Source organism: Rhizobium sp. HT1-10 (assembly GCF_049472505.1).
Taxonomy (GTDB): Bacteria; Pseudomonadota; Alphaproteobacteria; order Rhizobiales; family Rhizobiaceae; genus Rhizobium.
The window spans coordinates 93343-110383 of record NZ_JBCEBQ010000001.1 but is presented as its reverse complement, the minus strand read 5'-3'; the positions used below and the strand labels follow the sequence as shown (position 1 = coordinate 110383).

Sequence of the window (17041 nt, the reverse complement as noted above, 5' to 3'; positions counted from 1 at the left end):
TCTTACCCCGCCGCCGCGTAAGACATTTCAGCCTTCAGGACCTGCCCGCGCGACGCCGCGACGACCGCATCGACGTCGAGGATGAGGGCCACGCGACCGTCGCCCAGAATGGTCGCGGCTGCGATGCCCGGGACATGGGTGTAGTTTGCCTCGAGGCTCTTGATGACGACCTGACGCTGGCCCTGGATGGCATCCACCATCAGCGCCCGCTGGCCGCCGCCTTCGGATTCCACCAGCAAGGCGACACCTTCGACGGGGTTGGCCTGCGTGGTCCGAAAGTTGAGAATGCGGCCGACATCGATCAGCGGGCAGAAGGAATTGCGGATCGAGATCAGGCGATGGTTGGCGCCGAAGGAATGGATGGCGGCGGCTTCCGGCTGCAAGGTCTCGACGATCGCGGTCAACGGCACGACCAGGGTCTGGCCGGCGACCGTCACCACCATGCCGTCAAGGACGGCAAGCGTCAGCGGCAGGCTCATAGTGAAGACAGAGCCATGGCCTGGCTTGGAAGTGATGTTGATGCGTCCACCGAGCGCCTGGATCGAACGCTTGACCACGTCCATGCCGACGCCACGACCCGAAATGTCGGAGATCTTGTCGGCGGTCGAGAAACCAGGCAGGAAGATCAGGTTGTCGACTTCTTCGTCGGTGAGGTTGGCATCGGCGGCGATCAGCTCGTTTTCGATGGCCTTCTGGCGGACGCGTTCGCGGTTGATACCCGCGCCATCGTCGGCAAGCTCGATCAGGATGCGGCCGGAGCGATGCTTTGCCGTCAGGCGGACCGTGCCCTCGGGGTTCTTGCCGATCGCAACGCGCTTCTCCGGGCTTTCGACGCCGTGGTCGACGGCGTTGCGGATCATATGCGTCAGCGGTTCGGCCAGCTTGTCGATGACGGTCTTGTCGACTTCGGTGTTCTCACCTTCGGTGACGAGGCGGATCTGCTTGCCGGTCATGTCGGCGATTTCGCGGACGATGCGCGACATGCGCTGGAAGACGGGTTTGACCGGCTGGGCGCGGATCGCCATGACCGAATCCTGGATCTCGCGGGTGAGCTGCTGGAGCTCTTCGAGGCCCATGTTGATCGATGACGTACCGTTGCTGTCGTTCTCGACGACGCTCTGGGACAACATCGCCTGGTTGATAACCAATTCGCCGACCAGGTTGATCAGGCGGTCGACGCGGTCGAGATCGACGCGGATGGTCTGGCCGGCAGCAAGCGCGCTGTTGGCACCGGCGGCATTGGCAGCAGCGGCGGCGGCAGCGGCCGGCGGCTCTCTCTTTTCGGCGCGGGCCGCAGTGGACGCGAGCTGCGTGACATTGCTCGCAGTTTCAGCGGCTGAGACGGCTGCTGCGACATCGCTGGCAGGCGTGGCTTGATGCTCTTCCTCGGCAGGGGCTGGTTCGTCATCCAGCGACGAAAGGTCGAAGGGAACCGGTATCATCGGCAATTCTTCGTCGGCGCCGTTGTCGACCGTTTCTTCCGCGATCTTGACTTCGAGTTCGCAATCCCATTCGGCGAATTCGAAGACCGTGCGGATGGCGTCCTCGCCCTTGTCGGTCTTGATCAGGATCTTCCAGCTGAAGTAAGCGCCTTCCGAATCCAGGTCCTGCAGCGCCGGCAGCGTCTGCATGTTGCAGTTGATGGTCATTTCACCGAGGCGCGACAGGTCGCGCAACAGCAGCGTCGCGTCATTGCCCTTGGCGTAGAGCGCGCCGCGTGGCTTGAAGCTGATTTCATATTCCGGCAGTTCGGCCACCACATCCTCGGCGCCGTCGAACTCGTCGAAGGTGAAGGGAATGGGCTGGAAGCCGCTTTCATCACTCGGTGCCGGGGGCGATACAGGTGCTGCGGCCGCGACGGGCTTTGGTGCCGGAGCAGGAGCCGGAGCTTCGTGGTGCGACGATGCAGATGGCATCACGCCCTGGGCCAAGGCTTCAAGCTCCTTGACGAGGCCGCGGCTTCTCGCCTGGTCGACAGTGCCGCCGTCGCGGGCGACATTGGTAAGGTCGGCAAGAACATCGGCCGCCTTCAGCATGACTTTCAAGACATCCTGGTTCGGCTCGAGCTTGTTCGATCGCACGCAATCGAGCGTTGTCTCGAAGACGTGGGCGAAAGCGACCAGGTCTTCCAGACCGAACGCCCCTGCCCCACCCTTGATGGAATGAACGGCACGAAAAACGGCGTTGACAGTTTCCGGATCGCGGTCGCCATCATTCAATTTCAAAAGACCGGATTCCAGTTCAGCGAGCTGCTCTTCGCACTCCTGGAAAAAGATCTCTTTGATTTCGTTCATATCCATCGGAAGAAATCCTGTTTAAGCGGTTACACGCTCGATAGCATCGATCAGTTTGACTGGATCAAAAGGCTTGACGATCCAGCCGGTGGCGCCAGCCTGGCGAGCGCGGTTTTTCTTCTCCGCGTCGCTTTCCGTGGTCAGCACCAGGATCGGGATGGCCCGGAACCGCTCGTTGCGGCGAACGCCTTCGATGAAGCCGAAGCCGTCCAGACGGGGCATGTTGATGTCAGTGACGATCACATCCGGATTGGCGCCTTCCAGCACTTCCAGGCCTTCGATGCCGTCTTCGGCCTGAATGGTCTCGAAGCCGGCATTGTTGAGGGTCACGAGCAGCATGTTCCTGATCGTTCGCGAGTCATCGACGGTAAGTACTTTTTTCTTCACTGATGGATCTCCTTGGCAAGCAGGTGATCCATGTTGACACCGATCAGCTGCATCGTTTTCTGAAATGAATCCGACACCTTCGAAAAGGTGAGGGAATGCTTGTCCTCATCCCAGGTCTTGGCCGCGGCCATCAAAACCTGCGCGCACAGGGCACCGGCGCGCTCGACGCCGGAAGCGTCGATGACCACGTTGTTACCCCGTAGGCCGAGTAGTTTGCTGCGCAGCGTGGAGGCCTCGTTGAGGTCTAGCACTGCCGCCAGGCTGATTTTCTTATCTGCCTTCTTCACTGCCATTAATGCCTTCCTTGTCGGTTGAATTCAGACCACGTTGCCCGGGGTTTCTGATGCAGTCGTTAGTAGACACTTCTGTCACCTCCGAAGCTTGCGACCCGCAGCGGAAAATCGAAATGCTCGGTTGCATCCTCGAGATGCGTTGGCCCGATCTTGATTTCCGGCCGTATCGGGACAGCGCGCTCGCTGGAGAACTCCCTGGCCCGCGCCACGCGAAATTCGCGGATGGTTTGGCCCAGCTCCAGAACGACGGTGTGCAGGTGGTCGGCTGTTTCGCCAGTGCTGCGGGCAAGACCGCTCGACTCGGCGAGCTTTCCGCCAATGGTATCGACCTCCGCTGTCACCGAGCGCAGGTCGGATGCATGCGCATCGGCTGCTGCCGCGATGCCGGAAATGGTATCGTTGATGGTGGTGACCTGGCGAACGATGCCGCCGATGGCCGCCTGGGTTCGGCCGACCATCTGCACGCCGGCCACGACCTGCGCCTTGGTGCCTGTGACCAGTGCCTTGATCTCGCGCGCGGCGTCGGCGGAACGCTGGGCCAGGGCCCGGACTTCCTGGGCGACGACGGCAAAGCCGCGGCCGCTGTCGCCGGCGCGTGCCGCTTCAATCCCGGCGTTGAGTGCCAGAAGGTTTGTCTGGAAGGCGATCTCGTCGATGCTGCCGATGATCTGCCCAATCTTTTCGGCCGATGTCTCGATATCGGCCATGGCGGCTATTGCCTCGCCGACGATGTGGCCGCTGTCTTCAGCGGCCTTGCGGGTCGTTGCCGCGTCCTTCTCTGCCAACCGCGTGGTAGCGGCATTGTCTCGCACCTGACCGGCAAGCCCTGCAAGCAGTCGAGCGTTGACGCCCAGTTGCTGCGCGTGGTCGGTCGCGGCTTCGTCGAGCGTGCGGCTGTCGATGGAGATCTGGCCGGCGGCGTCTTCCGTCGTCTTCACCCGTTCAGCAAGCTGCGTGAAATCCTTCTGCATGGCCTCCAAGGCGGCGTTGAGCAGAGAGACCAGTTCACTGTAGGCATCGGGGACAACCGCTGGAGCACGTACCGTCAGATCGCGCTCGCCAAGGCTCCGGATGACATCGGCGAAGACGGCGCTCGCCTCGGCCTGATCGGAAACGCGCTGGTCGGCCAAGGCCCGCTGGTGCTGGATGCGCATCTCGTTGAAGCGCAGCGACACGGCGATCTCGACATCGACCATGACGAGCCGCACCAGAGCCGCAACCAGGTCGGCGGATTCCTTAGCCCGGCGCTTGCCGCCCGGCAGCATCGAACCGCCAGCCATGTCGCCGATGACGCCCGCCAGAAGGTGTTCCAGAATGACGCCATGGCCTGCCACCTGCCATCGCGGCTCGAGACCCATCTTGCTTTCGGAATCGGCGAGCACCTTGACCCGCTCGGCGTAGAGGCTGTCGAACCGCGCGTCGGTCAGCACATCCCAGTGGGAAGACTGCAGATCGTGCAGCCGTTCGAGCTGATTATCGCTGGTAAAATTGCGGGCCGCATCGGGAAAAGACTGGAAGCGATGGAAGAGATCGCGAAGGCCGGCCTTCATGTGCGTCTGGAGAAGCGGCCGGTGACGACGGAGCGTCTCGCACTGATTGGCATCGAGGCCGGCAAAGCGCAAGCGGTCACGTAGGCTACCTGCCTGCGTCCGATGTCCCTGCTCTGGTATCGAGTCCTGTGTCAAAACCGTTCCCGCCGCGATGCCTGGACGGATGTCCTGGCTGAATTGTGTAAGCTTTCCAATATCAACGGCTTTGGACGGAACACGGCCTCGGGGATCTAGCGATCCTCCGGCTCAGCGCCACTCGTTCATCGAGGTTGAAATTGTCTGGAGAGAATCCGGGGCAAAATCCGGTACGAAGGGGCGGCATCATGCCTGGTGGGGAGGAGCGACATCTTCCCATTCCAACGTGTACTGCAATGTTTATGGTTAATTCCTTGCCTGAAGGTTAACATTGCGTCGAAGGTGAGCGAATTCGAATAAATCTTTCTTCCACGAGACTATCGGCATTGGCGGGGCCGAAAGACAGTCACAAGCAAGCTTCGTTGTTTAGAAGCAAAGGTTAGGTCACATCCACATCCCTATGAGGAAAGAGCAATGATTGTTCTTGGACTGAGTGCTTCACTTATTGCCAGCATAACGCTGTCTGCATTCGCCCTCCTGAGCCGTCTCGACGAGTCTCGGCAGAAGGTCCCGCTGAGGGTTTTTTGACAGAGCCGGGATAGCCCGAATCCACCTGACGCTTAGGCTCAGCACCTCTCAACGAGGCGCGCCCGTCGGCGACCAGAGCATGGATGCGCGTCGCATCGGCTGCTCGCGGCTGAGCAGGCCTCAAAGTATAGGTCGTGAAGGCGTCGAACAAATTCTGCGGTTAAACTTTTGCCGGCATGGCTTTGCTCTGTTGCTCCAGCGCGACCGCCCAGCCGATGGGTTGGATCTCGACGAAAACCACGCCGCCTTGCTCGAACGCCAATTTCAGCTGCGCCTCGGTCGCACGGTGGATATCGTGGCGGGCGCCTTCGTAGTCGCGGATCGTGCTGCGGGAAACGCCTGCCTTTTCGGCGAGATCGTTCTGTGTCCAATCCAGGAAACCACGGGCGGCTCGACAATGCGCCGGTGTCAGAATAGCTGACTTACTGCCTTGATTCACGATGCAAAAATACCCATATTGGTCACTCTAAGCCATATATGTCATATTGAGCACGGGATTTCCAGCGGGGGAAAAGAAGATGCCACACGATACACCATTGATTTCGACGATCGTCATGGGGCTCGTGCTGGCTTTCATCTTCGGCGCTATCGCCAACAAGTTGCGCATGCCGCCGCTCGTCGGCTATCTCGTCGCCGGCGTGCTGGCAGGGCCCTATACGCCGGGCTTTGTCGCCGATCAGGGGCTCGCCCCGGAACTGGCTGAGATCGGCGTAATCCTCCTGATGTTCGGCGTCGGATTGCACTTCTCCCTCAAGGACCTGTTATCGGTGCGCTTCATTGCCGTTCCCGGCGCCCTCGTCCAGATCGCCTTCGCGACGCTGCTCGGCTGGGGATTGGGCACGCTGCTGGGCTGGTCGATCGGGGGCAGCCTTGTGTTCGGCCTGGCTTTGTCGGTCGCTTCCACGGTGGTATTGTTGAAGGCGCTGCAGGAACGGCGGCTGGTCGAGACCGAGCGTGGCAAGATCGCGGTTGGCTGGCTGATCGTTGAGGATCTGGCCATGGTTCTGGCGCTGGTGCTGATCCCGGCCGCCGCCAGCATTTCCGGCGACGGCCACGGGCCCGTCGAGCCGCTTTCGGCGGCGGTCAACCGCCTGTTCGGCCTTGATCTTGGCATCGGCGGCATCATCGGCATGACGCTTTTGAAGGTCGCGCTGTTCGTGGCGTTGATGCTGGTGTTCGGCCGCCGCGTCATTCCCTGGATTCTGCATCGCACCGCCCATACCGGTTCGCGCGAACTCTTCCGGCTCGGCGTGCTGGCGATCGCGCTCGGCGTCGCCTTCGGTGCGGCAAAGCTGTTCGGCGTGTCGCTCGCGCTCGGTGCCTTCTTTGCCGGCATGGTTCTCGCCGAGAGCGAGCTCAGCCATCGGGCCGCCCAGGAAAGCCTGCCGCTGCGCGACGCTTTTGCGGTGCTGTTCTTCGTTTCCGTCGGCATGCTGTTCGACCCGAACATCCTGTTCGAACATCCTCTGCTGGTGCTCGCGACGGTATTCATCATCGTGGTCGGCAAGTCGCTGGCGGCCTTCCTCATCGTCATTGCCTTCCGCAAACCGGTTGGGACGGCGCTGACGATTTCGGCCAGTCTGGCGCAGATCGGTGAGTTCTCCTTCATCCTGGCGGCCATGGGCGTTGAGCTCAAGATGTTGCCGGAACAGGGTCGAGACCTGATCCTTGCCGGCGCGATCATCTCGATCATCCTCAATCCACTGGTCTTCTACGGCTGCGCCCGTCTGAAAAGCCATCTCGGCAACAAGACCCGGCTGCAAGAGGAGGCAACGGCGCAGGCCGAAGCGGCGACTGCGGCGGCAGCAAAGCCCGCGGCCGTGGAGGCCGAAGTGCCTGTTATCGGCGAGGAGCGCGATCCTGGCCCCTCGACGCTCAGGGGCCACGCCGTCGTCGTCGGCTATGGTCGTGTCGGCAGCATCGTCGGCCAGAACCTGCTGTCGTCAGGCACACCGTTCCTCGTCATCGAGGACACCGACAAGCGCGTCATCGACCTGCGCGCGCGCGGCATCGAGGCGATCTCCGGCAATGCGGCCTCGGCCGAGGTCCTCGGATTTGCCAATATTGCGGCCGCCCGCAGCCTGGTCGTCGCCATCCCCAACGCGTTCGAGGCCTGCAGCATCGCCGAGCAAGCACGCCAGCTCAATCCCTCGATCCTGATCGTCGCACGCGCCCATTCCGACGCGGAAATCGACGAACTGACCCGCTATGGCGCCGATACGGTGATCATGGGCGAGCGTGAAATCGCACTGGGCATGGTTGACCGGCTGCGCCAAGTGCATCATGACAGACCTCTCTATGAAGATGCGCCGTCGGTTGATAGACTGGCCGACACGCTTGTAACTCCGCGTGAATAGGTCGTTTAGCCCTTGAGCCTGTCCGACGACGGCATTGCCGACAGCGACGAGACCAGACATCCCCGCGGCGCCATGCCCCGCGTGATGGCCTCGCTGATCGTTGCGTTCTTTGCCTATCTGGGCCTCGCCCTCGGCGGCGGCTTCGGGACGTTTGCAAGCACCGAGACCAATAATTTCTCCGCAGCCAAGGGTAGCCAGCAGCCGCACTACCTGACGCTTCGCGACAACACCCGCGGCATCGTCGTCGCTGCCGGCGACAACGAGCCGAAGGCGAGCTGGCATGACGGTAACGCGGCGCTGATCGCTTCGGGCATGCAGACCGCACCATCGCTTTTCGGTGTCGCCTTGCCTATGTCGCCAGCGTCACCTCCGATCACGGACGGCAATGTCGGGGCCTATCTGGCCCAGGGACCGCCGGCTCCTTCCGCCTGACAGAACGCGCGCTTCGGCGCATCCCCCTTTACATCAGACCCACGCGCCAGCGCTCTTGCCGCTGGCAGATGCTTATTCAAGGATAGACATTATGCGCACCTCCCCATGGCTGGTGTTCACCTATGCGGTGATCATCGTGCTTGGCATGCTCATCGCCCTGCCGAACGTGCTGCCGCAATCGGCTCTCAACCGCATTCCCGCCTGGCTACCGCATAATCAGGTCGCGCTCGGCCTCGACCTTCGCGGCGGGTCCCATCTGGTTCTCGAAGTCGACGAAGGCGATCTGGTCCATGAGCGGCTGCAGACGCTGGTCCAGGATGCACGCCGCGTTCTGCGGGCTAAGGGCATCCAGACCAAGTCGGTCGTCCAGAACGCCACGCAGGTCGTCATCTCGCTGACCGACCCGACCCAGAGCGATGCGGCCGTCACCGAGTTGAAGACCCTGGCGAACACCCTCACCACAGGCATCAGCGCCGGCCAGTCGGACCTCAACGTCGCGGCCAACAACGGCGTGATCACGCTGGCCTACTCGCAGGTCGGCATCAACGCCAATGTCGACGCCGCCGTCCAGCAGAGCCTCGAGATCATCCGCCAGCGCGTCGACCAGGTCGGCGTGTCCGAGCCGACGATCCAGCGCATCGGCAACAACCGCGTCCTCGTACAGCTCCCGGGCACCCAGGACCCGTCGCGCCTGCGCGAACTGCTCGGCTCGACCGCCAAGATGTCGTTCCACATGCTGTCCGATAGCGGCGATCTCACCAATCCCGGTCCCGGCGTCACCGTCATGAAGGACGACAAGGGCAACAGCTATGCGATCCAGGATCGCGTCGAGCTTTCCGGCGACCGTCTGGCCGATGCCCGCGTCTCCTTCGACCAGAACACCCACGAGCCGCTGGTCACCTTCCGCTTCGACAGCGCGGGTGCCAACCGCTTTGCCGAAATCACCCGCGCCAATGTCGGCAAGCCGTTTGCCATCATTCTCGACAACAAGGTTTTGAGCGCACCGGTCATCCGCGAACCGATCACCGGCGGCTCCGGCCAGATCTCCGGCAACTTCACGGCTGAAAGCGCAACCACGCTGTCAGCCCTGCTGCGCGCCGGCGCCCTGCCGGCCAAGCTCACCGTCATCGAGGAACGCACCGTCGGCGCCGACCTTGGTGCCGACGCCATCAAGATGGGCATCTATTCCGGCCTTGTCGGCTTTGCCCTGGTCGCCCTCTTCATCTTCGTGCTCTACGGCACATGGGGGATCCTGGCCAACGTCGCGCTGCTGATCCACACGATCCTGACCTTCTCGGCCCTGACGCTGGTCGGCGCCACCCTGACGCTGCCGGGCATCGCCGGTGTCGTGCTCGGCATCGGCCTTGCGGTGGACGCCAACGTGTTGATCAACGAACGTATCCGCGAGGAAACCCGCAAGGGACGCGGTGCCTTCGCTGCCATCGACAACGGCTTCAACCGCGCCTACTCGACCATCATCGACGGCAACATGACGGCGCTGATCGCTGCCGCCATCCTGTTCTACTTCGGCTCCGGTCCGGTGCGCGGCTTTGCCGTCACCATGGGTCTCGGCCTGATCATCTCGATGTTCACCTCGGTCGCCTTCGTGCGCGTCGTGATGATCGCGATTGCGCGTCGCCGCAAGCTGAAGGTGATCAACATCCAGTCGCTGTTCCGGTTCTCGCCCTATGACCGGCACATCCAGTTCATGAAGGCCCGCTTCTTCGGCGTCACGGTGTCGGCTGTGCTGTCGCTCGCTTCCATCGGGCTGTTCATCTACCCGGGCCTCAACTACGGCGTCGACTTCCGTGGCGGCATTCAGATGACCGTCAAGACCAATGACGGCGCCGATCTTTCGACCTTCCGCGAGGGTCTCAACAACCTCGGCCTCGGCGAAATCACGCTGCAGTCGTTCGGCGACAAGAACACCATCCTCGTTCGCGCCCAACGTCAGGAAGGCGGCGAGGAAGCGCAGACGGCGGCGGTCACCAAGCTGAAGGCAGAAGTGACCAAGATCGATCCGAGCGCCACTGTCGAAGGCACTGACGTCATCGGACCGAAGGTCTCCGGCGAACTAGCATGGGCGGGTATCCTGTCCGTCGTCATCGCCAGCCTGGCGATGCTGTTCTATATCTGGTTCCGCTTCGAATGGCCCTTCGCCGTCGGCGCCATCGTCACGCTTGTGCTCGACGTCACCAAGCTCGTGGGCTTTTTCGCCATCACAGGGCTCGACTTCAACCTGACGGCTATCGCCGCCGTGCTGACGATGGTTGGCTACTCGGTGAACGACAAGGTCGTGGTCTACGACCGCATGCGCGAAAACATGCGGCTCTACAAGTCGATGCCGCTGCGCGAGCTGATCGACAAGTCGATCAACGAGACGCTTGCCCGAAGCCTCTACACCAACGCTACGGCTCTGCTGGCGATGCTGCCGATGGCGATCTGGGGCGGCAGTGCCGTCTCGAGCTTCGCCATTCCGATGGTCTTCGGCATTCTGGTCGCCGGTGCCTCGTCGATCTTCATCGCGGCGCCGATTCTCTTGTTCCTCGGCGACTGGCGCACCCGCCACCGCGTCGCTGGCGCTGCCAATGATGCAAAGGCAGCCGAAGACGAGAAGGCCAAGTCGAAGCAGCTTCCGGCGGCTGAATAAGACAGAAAAGGGCGCCCCGGTTGGAGGCGCCCTTTTTGCATGCCGGCTAAAGCCGGATCAGATCGTCGGCCTGTGCAGCGCGAGGCCTGGTTTCGGAGCGGGGATGCGCTCGACCGCCCCGTGCTGCTGCTCGGTGATCAGCACATGCTTGCCATCCGGCGTAAAAGCAACGTTGCTGGGCAGCGCGCCATTGGTGCGGATATGGCCAGAGACCTTGCCGGAGGCGTCGATCAGGGAGATGTCGCCCTGCCCGTAGATCGCGCAATAAAGGGTATCGTCTCGATCAAAAGCGAGCCCGACTGGGCCCCTGAGGCTTCCGCCGATCGGCGAGCGCAGCGCTTGGGCAAAGACTTCCTGGCGGCCACCCACCACCTGCCGGTAGATATTGCCGGTCAGCATCTCGCTGTAATAGAGCATGCCTTTGGAATCGAAGGCGATGCCGCTGGCAAGCAGCAGCCCCGTCGCCAGCGATCGCAGCACGCGGCCATCGGCGGGATCGATCTGGTAGATACGGCCATTGTAGGCGGCATTCAGGAAATCCGGGCGAATGGTCTGGCCGATGACGAGGTCAGCAATCCGGACGCCGGAATCGCTCATATATAGCAAGCCGTCCGGACCAAAGGCGAGATCGTGCGGCAGGACGAAGGGTCCCCTGTCGCTGCCTTCTATCATCTGCAACATGCGGCCTTCGGGCGACAAGCGAACCAGCGAGTTTTCCGGACCGCCGGCGACCCAGAAACATCCATCGCCATCGGTGACGAGCCCAGTCGGACGTCCGCCAGGCCTGCAAATCTCCCGGCGCCTGCCATCCTGCTCGAGCACCGTCAGGCAACGGTGTCCATCTTCCATTTCAACCAGAGCAACGCGGCCGTCCTGCAGTCCGACCGGCCCATCGGGCTGGTGCAAGCCGACTGCAATCGTCTCATTCATTCGGAAGCATCCCCCGAGGCAGACGGTGATATGTTAATCATGGCTAACCTTTCCAATTCGTTAAGCAAAAGCTAACATCCAGGTTTTGTCCGCTGCATCCTTGCCTCAAAGCGGGCCACGCGTCTTGACAGAATTCGCCGATTCAGAACATTTAACGAACATTCGGGCAATCTAATGATGGCCTGATAATCTTCGGAAATTCGACACGGCATGGCAGCGGCCGCTCCGGAGCAATCGAGGAGAGCCCATGACCGCCGCCTATCTGGAAAAACTGAACCCCGAGCAGCGGCTGGCCGTCGAGCACGGCACCGATACCGACGGCAGCCATGTCTCCGGCCCGCTGCTGGTCATCGCCGGTGCCGGCTCCGGCAAGACCAACACGCTCGCCCACCGCGTTGCCCATCTGATCGTTAGGGGTGCCGATCCGCGCCGCATCCTGCTCATGACCTTTTCCCGAAGGGCCGCGTCCGAGATGGGCCGGCGCGTCGAAAAGATCTGCGCCCAGGTGCTGGGTGCGAAATCCGGGGTCATGACCGACGCGCTCGCCTGGAGCGGCACCTTCCACGGCATCGGCGCGCGGCTGCTGCGCGACTATGCCGAACAGATCGGCCTCGATCCGGCCTTCACCATCCACGACCGGGAGGACAGCGCCGACCTGATGAATCTCATCCGGCACGACCTCGGCTTCTCCAAGACCGAGAACCGCTTTCCGACCAAGGGCACCTGCCTCGCCATCTATTCGCGCGCGGTCAACTCGGAGACGCCGCTGGATCAGGTTTTGCGGGACGCGTTTCCCTGGTGCGCCACCTGGGAGAACCAGTTGCGCGAGCTGTTTGCCTCCTATGTCGAGGCCAAGCAGGTGCAGAATGTCCTCGATTACGACGACCTGCTGCTCTACTGGGCGCACATGGTGCACGAGCCCCTCATCGCCGAGGATATCGGTGGCCGCTTCGACCATGTGATGATCGACGAATACCAGGACACCAACCGCCTGCAGTCCTCGATCCTGATGGCGCTGAAGCCCGGCGGCGAAGGTCTGACCGTCGTCGGCGACGATGCCCAGTCGATCTATTCCTTCCGCGCCGCGACGGTGCGCAACATCCTCGATTTCCCCGCCGCCTTCTCGCCGGCCGCCCGTATCGTCACCCTCGACCGCAACTACCGTTCCACCCAGCCGATCCTTGCCGCCGCCAATGCCGTCATCGATCTCGCCTCGGAGCGTTTTACCAAGAACCTGCGCACCGAGCGGACCTCGGCGCAGCGCCCGAGGCTGGTGACCGTGCGCGACGAGGCCGACCAGGCCCGCTATATCGCCGACATGGTGCTGGAAAACCGCGAGGGCGGCACGATTTTGAAGCAGCAGGCGGTGCTGTTTCGCGCCTCTCATCACTCGGGCCCGCTGGAGATCGAGCTGACGCGGCGCAACATTCCCTTCGTCAAGTTCGGCGGGCTGAAGTTTCTCGACAGCGCCCATGTCAAGGACATGCTGGCGGCCCTGCGCTTTGCCCAGAACCCGCGCGACCGCGTTGCCGGTTTCCGGCTGATGCAGCTGCTACCCGGCGTCGGCCCCTCGACGGCGCAGAAGGTGCTCGACCGCATGGACGACGAGGCGAGCCCGATCACGGCGCTGACCGAAATCCCGGCCCCTCCGCGCAGCGGCGACGACTGGACGGCCTTCGTCGAGACGCTGCAGGCGGTAAAATCAGGCAAGGCCGGCTGGCCGGCGGAGATCGGCCTGGTGCGGGAATGGTATGCGCCGCATCTGGAGCGCCTGCACGAGGACGCCTCGACACGGCAGGCCGATCTCCTGCAGCTCGAACAGATCGCCTCCGGCTACCCCTCGCGCGAACGGTTCCTCACCGAACTGACGCTCGATCCGCCGGATGCCACCAGCGACCAGGCCGGCGTGCCGCTGCTCGACGAGGACTATCTGATCCTGTCGACCATCCACTCCGCCAAGGGCCAGGAGTGGACCAAGGTCTTCATGCTCAACGTCATCGACGGCTGCATCCCCTCGGACCTCGGCGTCGGCACATCGGCCGAAATCGAGGAAGAGCGCCGCCTGCTCTATGTCGCCATGACCCGCGCCAAGGACAATCTCGACCTGGTCCTGCCGCAACGCTTCTTCGTCCACGGCCAGAACGCCCAGGGCGACCGCCACGTCTACGCCAACCGCACCCGCTTCATCCCCGCGACCCTGCTGCAATTCTTCGAAGTCTGCGGCTGGCCAACAGCCCGCTCCGATTCCCCCGCCGCCCAGCAGGCACGGCAGATAAGGGTGGACGTCGGGGCGCGGATGCGTGGGATGTGGCGGTAGGGGTGTTGGGGGAACGCAAGACGCCAGCGGCGCACGTCTTGCAATCTGGGCAGTGCTGTATCCGGGTTACAAGATGAAACTCAGGTCGCCTTACATCGGTTTTCGCAGGAGACCTGTGGCCAGGGCTTGAAAGGCTTCCACGGCCTTCGGCAAAACGGCCTCGGCATCCTCACTTGCGGCGACCCATAGCGCAGCATTCAGCGCAGCCCCGCTGAGAAGGCGGGCTGCCGCTTCGGCATTGAGGGATTTGATGATTCCCTTCTCCATCAGCCTTTCCACCGTCTGCCTCGTCACTTCAAGGCAGCTGTCCTGGCTGGGCCATTTCGATGGGTCTCCCAGCACCGCCGGCCCATCGAGCAGGACAATCCTTTGGACTTCGGGGTCGAGCGCCATCTCGATATAGGCCGTCGCCTCGGCGAGCAGCCCCTGCCATTCGTCTTTTTTCGCCGCAGCGATCTCCTTGGCACGCTGGGCCATCTCGGAATCGATCTGATTGACAACGGCGGCGAGCAACCCGCGTTTATCGCCGAAATTGTGATAAAGCGCGCCACGCGTCAGGCCAGCATCGGCCGTCAGGTCGTCCATGGACGCGGCCGCGTAGCCTTTTTCCGCAAACGCCCTGCGTGCGGCGGCTATCAGTTTCGCCCGGTTTTCTTCCATCGTCTCAGAACGTCGTTTTGCCATTCCTAGGTCCGTTTTTGATACGCACCGTATCCGGATTGACATACGGCGCGTATATAAACTATTTTCGTATACGTAACGTATCTCGAACTGCCGTGCGTGGGAAGCCTGAGAAGGCTTTCCCGGCGAGTATAAGGAACACAATGACCCAGCGTACCGCCATTTTTCCTCCAAACAGACATGCGCTCTACGAAGCGCACGGCTATTCGGCAGCCGTCCGGTCTGGCGACCTGCTGTTTGTCTCCGGCCAGGTCGGCAGCCGCGCCGATGGAACACCCGAGCCCGATTTCCAGGCCCAGGTAAAACTTGCATTCACCAACCTCGCTGCCGTGCTCGGAGCTGCCGGCTGCACGTTCGAGGATGTGCTGGATGTCACGACATTCCATACCGATCCGCAAAAGCAGTTCGAAACCATCATGCCGGTCAAACAGCAGCTCTTCGGCGAAAAGCCCTATCCGACGTGGACCGCGGTCGGAGTGACATGGCTCGCCGGGTTTGATTTCGAGATCAAGGTGATCGCCCGCATGCCGGCAACGACTTGAGGCATTGACTGCGCGATGCTCCTTCTCGATCAGTTCGCCTCTGTCTCCGCAAGCGAACTGATCGAGAATTTCGAAAGAGCAACCCGTGTAGGCTCAAAGGGCCGAAGCCTGCGATAGGCGCCTCACAACGGTGCCAAGGTCAGGTGGAACGTTCCGTTCGAGGTCTTCCGGATCGAGTTTCCGTCGCTGTCGATAACGCTCCTGACGGCGCGGCGCATGTTGGAGAAGCCGGCAAAGGTCACGGTATCCACCGGCTCGTCGAGCCGGACGGAGACGGCATACTGGTTCCCCATGGACGACAGAGCTTTGATCTCGCCCTTGAAGGGTTGCCCGAGATAGCGGCCCTGTACCCTTTGGCCCAGGACAAAAGGTACAGGGGCTGCCTTTGCCAGGCGTGCCGACAGGGTGTTCCAGTCGCGCGCGCCGGACTGGTGGGCGATCACTTCGAGCGCCTGGGCATGGCCGAGGCTCACCTCCTGGGCGGCCAAAGCGGTCTTCAGTATCTTGGCCTGCGCCTTGGCTTCGGCAATGGTTCTGACAGTCATGACGCGCGCTCCATTCCCTCAACGCCCATTGCGCCTGTACGCCTCCGCGTCTTCAAGGCGGAGAACAGCACCAGGACAGCAACAATTGCGGCGAGACTATCGGCCAGCGGGTAGGCGAACCAGATCAAATCGGCGCTCCCCGAGGCCGCAATGGTAGCAATGAGAACCGGCAGCAGCACGAAAGGCTTGGCCACGGTCAGGAAGCCCGCAAGCGCCGGCTGGCCCACAGCCTGGAAATACAGTCCGAACACGAAAACCGGCCCCGAAACTAGATAGAGCGCCGCCATCGGCCGGAAAAGCCTTCCGGTTTCAGCGACAACATCGGGGTTGGAGACGAACAATGCGCCGATGCTGCTCCCCGCGAGGAGCAGACAAAACTCTACCGTGAAACAGTAGACCAGGGCCGTTGCGACCGCGATCCCCAGGACCTTATCCGAACGCGCGTAAAGGCGCGCACCGACATTGTTGCCGACAATGCTCTGCATGGCCATCGCGATCGCCATGATCGGCAAGAAGGTGAAACCGAAGACGCGGGTGACGATGCCGTAGGCGGCTACGGATCTTTCGTAATCCGCAGCGTCGCCGAGACGCAAGGCAAGAAGCACGACCGTTCCCGAAAGGGCAATGCCTGCGAAGCCCAGACTGACCGGTGCACCGAGCGCCACCAGCCTTCGCCACTCGCCCGTCCAGCGGTTCTGCCAGAGGCTGCCAAGCGGCATCATCCCTTCGACAAAGGGGCGCAAGCCGATCAAGAGAGCCAGGCCGATGGCCTGGGCGAGGATCGTGCCGAGCGCCGATCCGGCGATCCCGAGCTTGAGCGGCACGATCAGGATGTAGTTCAGCGCGATATTGGCGAGCGTCACGCCCAGCGACATGAGCGCCATCAAGCCGGCTTTGCCTTCGTTTCTCCAGGCGTCGGCATGAACGCCCAGCAGGAACTGCACCGGCGTGCCGATTATGCTGATCGCCAGGAAGACCCAGACCATCTCGGCAACCGCGCGGTTTGATCCGGCACTGCGCAGGGCGAAGGTCCATCCTCCGGCCAGAAAGGCGAGGATCAGGATCGCCGCGATGAAGAGGGCAAGCCCATGGGCAGCCGCAAAGGTCGCGCCAGCGGCCTCGCGGGCACCGGCGCCAAGCTGGCGGGCCAGCAGACTCGACATCCCGGCGCTGACGAGCGTCGAGAGGGCAATGGTGAACATCAGCACGGGGAAAGCGATGCCGACGGCAGCCATGGCTTGCGAGCCGACGAACTGGCCGAGGAAAGCGGCGTCGACGATACCGAGAAGCCCGTTCATCAGCATGATGGCCGCCATGGGCAGAGCGGTGGCGGCAAATAGTGTGTGCACGGGCGCAGTCAAAAAGCGGTTGTCGTGCGAATGTCCGGTAGACATTGCTCA

At 62.3% G+C, this 17041-nt stretch carries 14 protein-coding genes; 5 read left to right on the top strand and 9 right to left on the bottom strand.

Annotated elements, in window-relative coordinates; translation table 11 throughout:
* Window positions 1–2: 2 nt before the first annotated feature.
* The 5 genes from VH564_RS00510 to VH564_RS00490 all read right to left on the bottom strand — a co-directional run bounded on the left by VH564_RS00510 (window position 3) and on the right by VH564_RS00490 (window position 5629).
* A complete protein-coding gene (locus VH564_RS00510; RefSeq protein ID WP_423337877.1) occupies window positions 3–2300 on the bottom strand; it encodes a chemotaxis protein CheA in 2298 nt (765 codons plus the stop codon).
* 15 nt (window positions 2301–2315) lie between these two features.
* Window positions 2316–2681: a chemotaxis response regulator CheY1 gene (cheY1, locus tag VH564_RS00505; protein WP_423337876.1), complete on the bottom strand. Its 366-nt coding sequence runs from the start codon at window positions 2679–2681 to the stop codon at window positions 2316–2318.
* Window positions 2678–2974 (bottom strand): STAS domain-containing protein, encoded by a 297-nt coding sequence (locus VH564_RS00500; protein WP_423337875.1) that lies wholly within the window; start codon window positions 2972–2974, stop codon window positions 2678–2680. Before VH564_RS00500 ends, cheY1 begins: the two co-directional genes overlap by 4 nt.
* Before the next feature lie 59 nt (window positions 2975–3033).
* Window positions 3034–4659 (bottom strand): globin-coupled sensor protein, encoded by a 1626-nt coding sequence (locus VH564_RS00495; protein ID WP_423337874.1) that lies wholly within the window; start codon window positions 4657–4659, stop codon window positions 3034–3036.
* Between the two features lie 688 nt (window positions 4660–5347).
* Entirely contained in the window at window positions 5348–5629 is a 282-nt protein-coding gene (locus VH564_RS00490; protein WP_423338694.1) for a helix-turn-helix transcriptional regulator, read from the bottom strand.
* Between the two features lie 76 nt (window positions 5630–5705).
* Between VH564_RS00490 and ybaL the strand changes: the two genes are divergently transcribed.
* The 3 genes from ybaL to secD all read left to right on the top strand — a co-directional run bounded on the left by ybaL (window position 5706) and on the right by secD (window position 10626).
* Window positions 5706–7544 (top strand): YbaL family putative K(+) efflux transporter, encoded by a 1839-nt coding sequence (gene ybaL / locus VH564_RS00485; RefSeq protein WP_423337873.1) that lies wholly within the window; start codon window positions 5706–5708, stop codon window positions 7542–7544.
* A 12-nt stretch (window positions 7545–7556) separates the two neighbouring features.
* Complete coding sequence (locus tag VH564_RS00480; protein ID WP_423337872.1) at window positions 7557–7976, top strand: hypothetical protein; 420 nt, start codon at window positions 7557–7559, stop codon at window positions 7974–7976.
* A gap of 91 nt (window positions 7977–8067) precedes the next feature.
* On the top strand, window positions 8068–10626 hold the full coding sequence (gene secD, locus VH564_RS00475) for a protein translocase subunit SecD (protein ID WP_423337871.1): 2559 nt from the start codon (window positions 8068–8070) through the stop codon (window positions 10624–10626).
* 57 nt (window positions 10627–10683) lie between these two features.
* Here secD and VH564_RS00470 read toward each other — a convergent pair whose 3' ends face one another.
* Complete coding sequence (locus VH564_RS00470; protein WP_423337870.1) at window positions 10684–11556, bottom strand: SMP-30/gluconolactonase/LRE family protein; 873 nt, start codon at window positions 11554–11556, stop codon at window positions 10684–10686.
* Between the two features lie 247 nt (window positions 11557–11803).
* On the opposite strand from VH564_RS00470, the gene VH564_RS00465 reads away from it, so the two are divergent.
* A complete protein-coding gene (locus tag VH564_RS00465) occupies window positions 11804–13873 on the top strand; it encodes an ATP-dependent helicase (protein ID WP_423337869.1) in 2070 nt (689 codons plus the stop codon).
* Between the two features lie 90 nt (window positions 13874–13963).
* On the opposite strand, the gene VH564_RS00460 is transcribed toward VH564_RS00465, so the two are convergent.
* Window positions 13964–14557 (bottom strand): TetR/AcrR family transcriptional regulator, encoded by a 594-nt coding sequence (locus tag VH564_RS00460; protein WP_423337868.1) that lies wholly within the window; start codon window positions 14555–14557, stop codon window positions 13964–13966.
* Window positions 14558–14697: 140 nt separating this feature from the next.
* Here VH564_RS00460 and VH564_RS00455 point away from each other — a divergent pair, with 140 nt between their 5' ends.
* The gene (locus VH564_RS00455) at window positions 14698–15096 is read left to right on the top strand and encodes a RidA family protein (protein WP_423337867.1); all 399 of its coding nucleotides are present in this window, start codon (window positions 14698–14700) and stop codon (window positions 15094–15096) included.
* Between the two features lie 122 nt (window positions 15097–15218).
* Here the strand turns inward: VH564_RS00455 and VH564_RS00450 are convergent, their stop codons facing one another.
* Together VH564_RS00450 and VH564_RS00445 are read right to left on the bottom strand one after the other, a co-directional pair.
* Window positions 15219–15641, bottom strand: coding sequence for a glyoxalase superfamily protein (locus tag VH564_RS00450; protein WP_423337866.1), 423 nt, complete (start codon window positions 15639–15641; stop codon window positions 15219–15221).
* The gene (locus VH564_RS00445) at window positions 15638–17035 is read right to left on the bottom strand and encodes an MATE family efflux transporter (RefSeq protein ID WP_423337865.1); all 1398 of its coding nucleotides are present in this window, start codon (window positions 17033–17035) and stop codon (window positions 15638–15640) included. Before VH564_RS00445 ends, VH564_RS00450 begins: the two co-directional genes overlap by 4 nt.
* Between the last annotated feature and the right edge of the window lie 6 nt (window positions 17036–17041).

Excerpts from the sequence above, each read along its gene's own strand:
- VH564_RS00510 (WP_423337877.1), bottom strand. The coding sequence starts at position 2,300 with ATGGATATGAACGAAATCAAAGAGATCTTTTTCCAGGAGTGCGAAGAG.
- VH564_RS00500 (WP_423337875.1), bottom strand. The coding sequence starts at position 2,974 with ATGGCAGTGAAGAAGGCAGATAAGAAAATCAGCCTGGCGGCAGTGCTA.
- ybaL (WP_423337873.1), top strand. The coding sequence starts at position 5,706 with ATGCCACACGATACACCATTGATTTCGACGATCGTCATGGGGCTCGTG.
- secD (WP_423337871.1), top strand. The coding sequence starts at position 8,068 with ATGCGCACCTCCCCATGGCTGGTGTTCACCTATGCGGTGATCATCGTG.
- VH564_RS00470 (WP_423337870.1), bottom strand. The coding sequence starts at position 11,556 with ATGAATGAGACGATTGCAGTCGGCTTGCACCAGCCCGATGGGCCGGTC.
- VH564_RS00465 (WP_423337869.1), top strand. The coding sequence starts at position 11,804 with ATGACCGCCGCCTATCTGGAAAAACTGAACCCCGAGCAGCGGCTGGCC.
- VH564_RS00460 (WP_423337868.1), bottom strand. The coding sequence starts at position 14,557 with ATGGCAAAACGACGTTCTGAGACGATGGAAGAAAACCGGGCGAAACTG.
- VH564_RS00455 (WP_423337867.1), top strand. The coding sequence starts at position 14,698 with ATGACCCAGCGTACCGCCATTTTTCCTCCAAACAGACATGCGCTCTAC.
- VH564_RS00450 (WP_423337866.1), bottom strand. The coding sequence starts at position 15,641 with ATGACTGTCAGAACCATTGCCGAAGCCAAGGCGCAGGCCAAGATACTG.
- VH564_RS00445 (WP_423337865.1), bottom strand. The coding sequence starts at position 17,035 with ATGTCTACCGGACATTCGCACGACAACCGCTTTTTGACTGCGCCCGTG.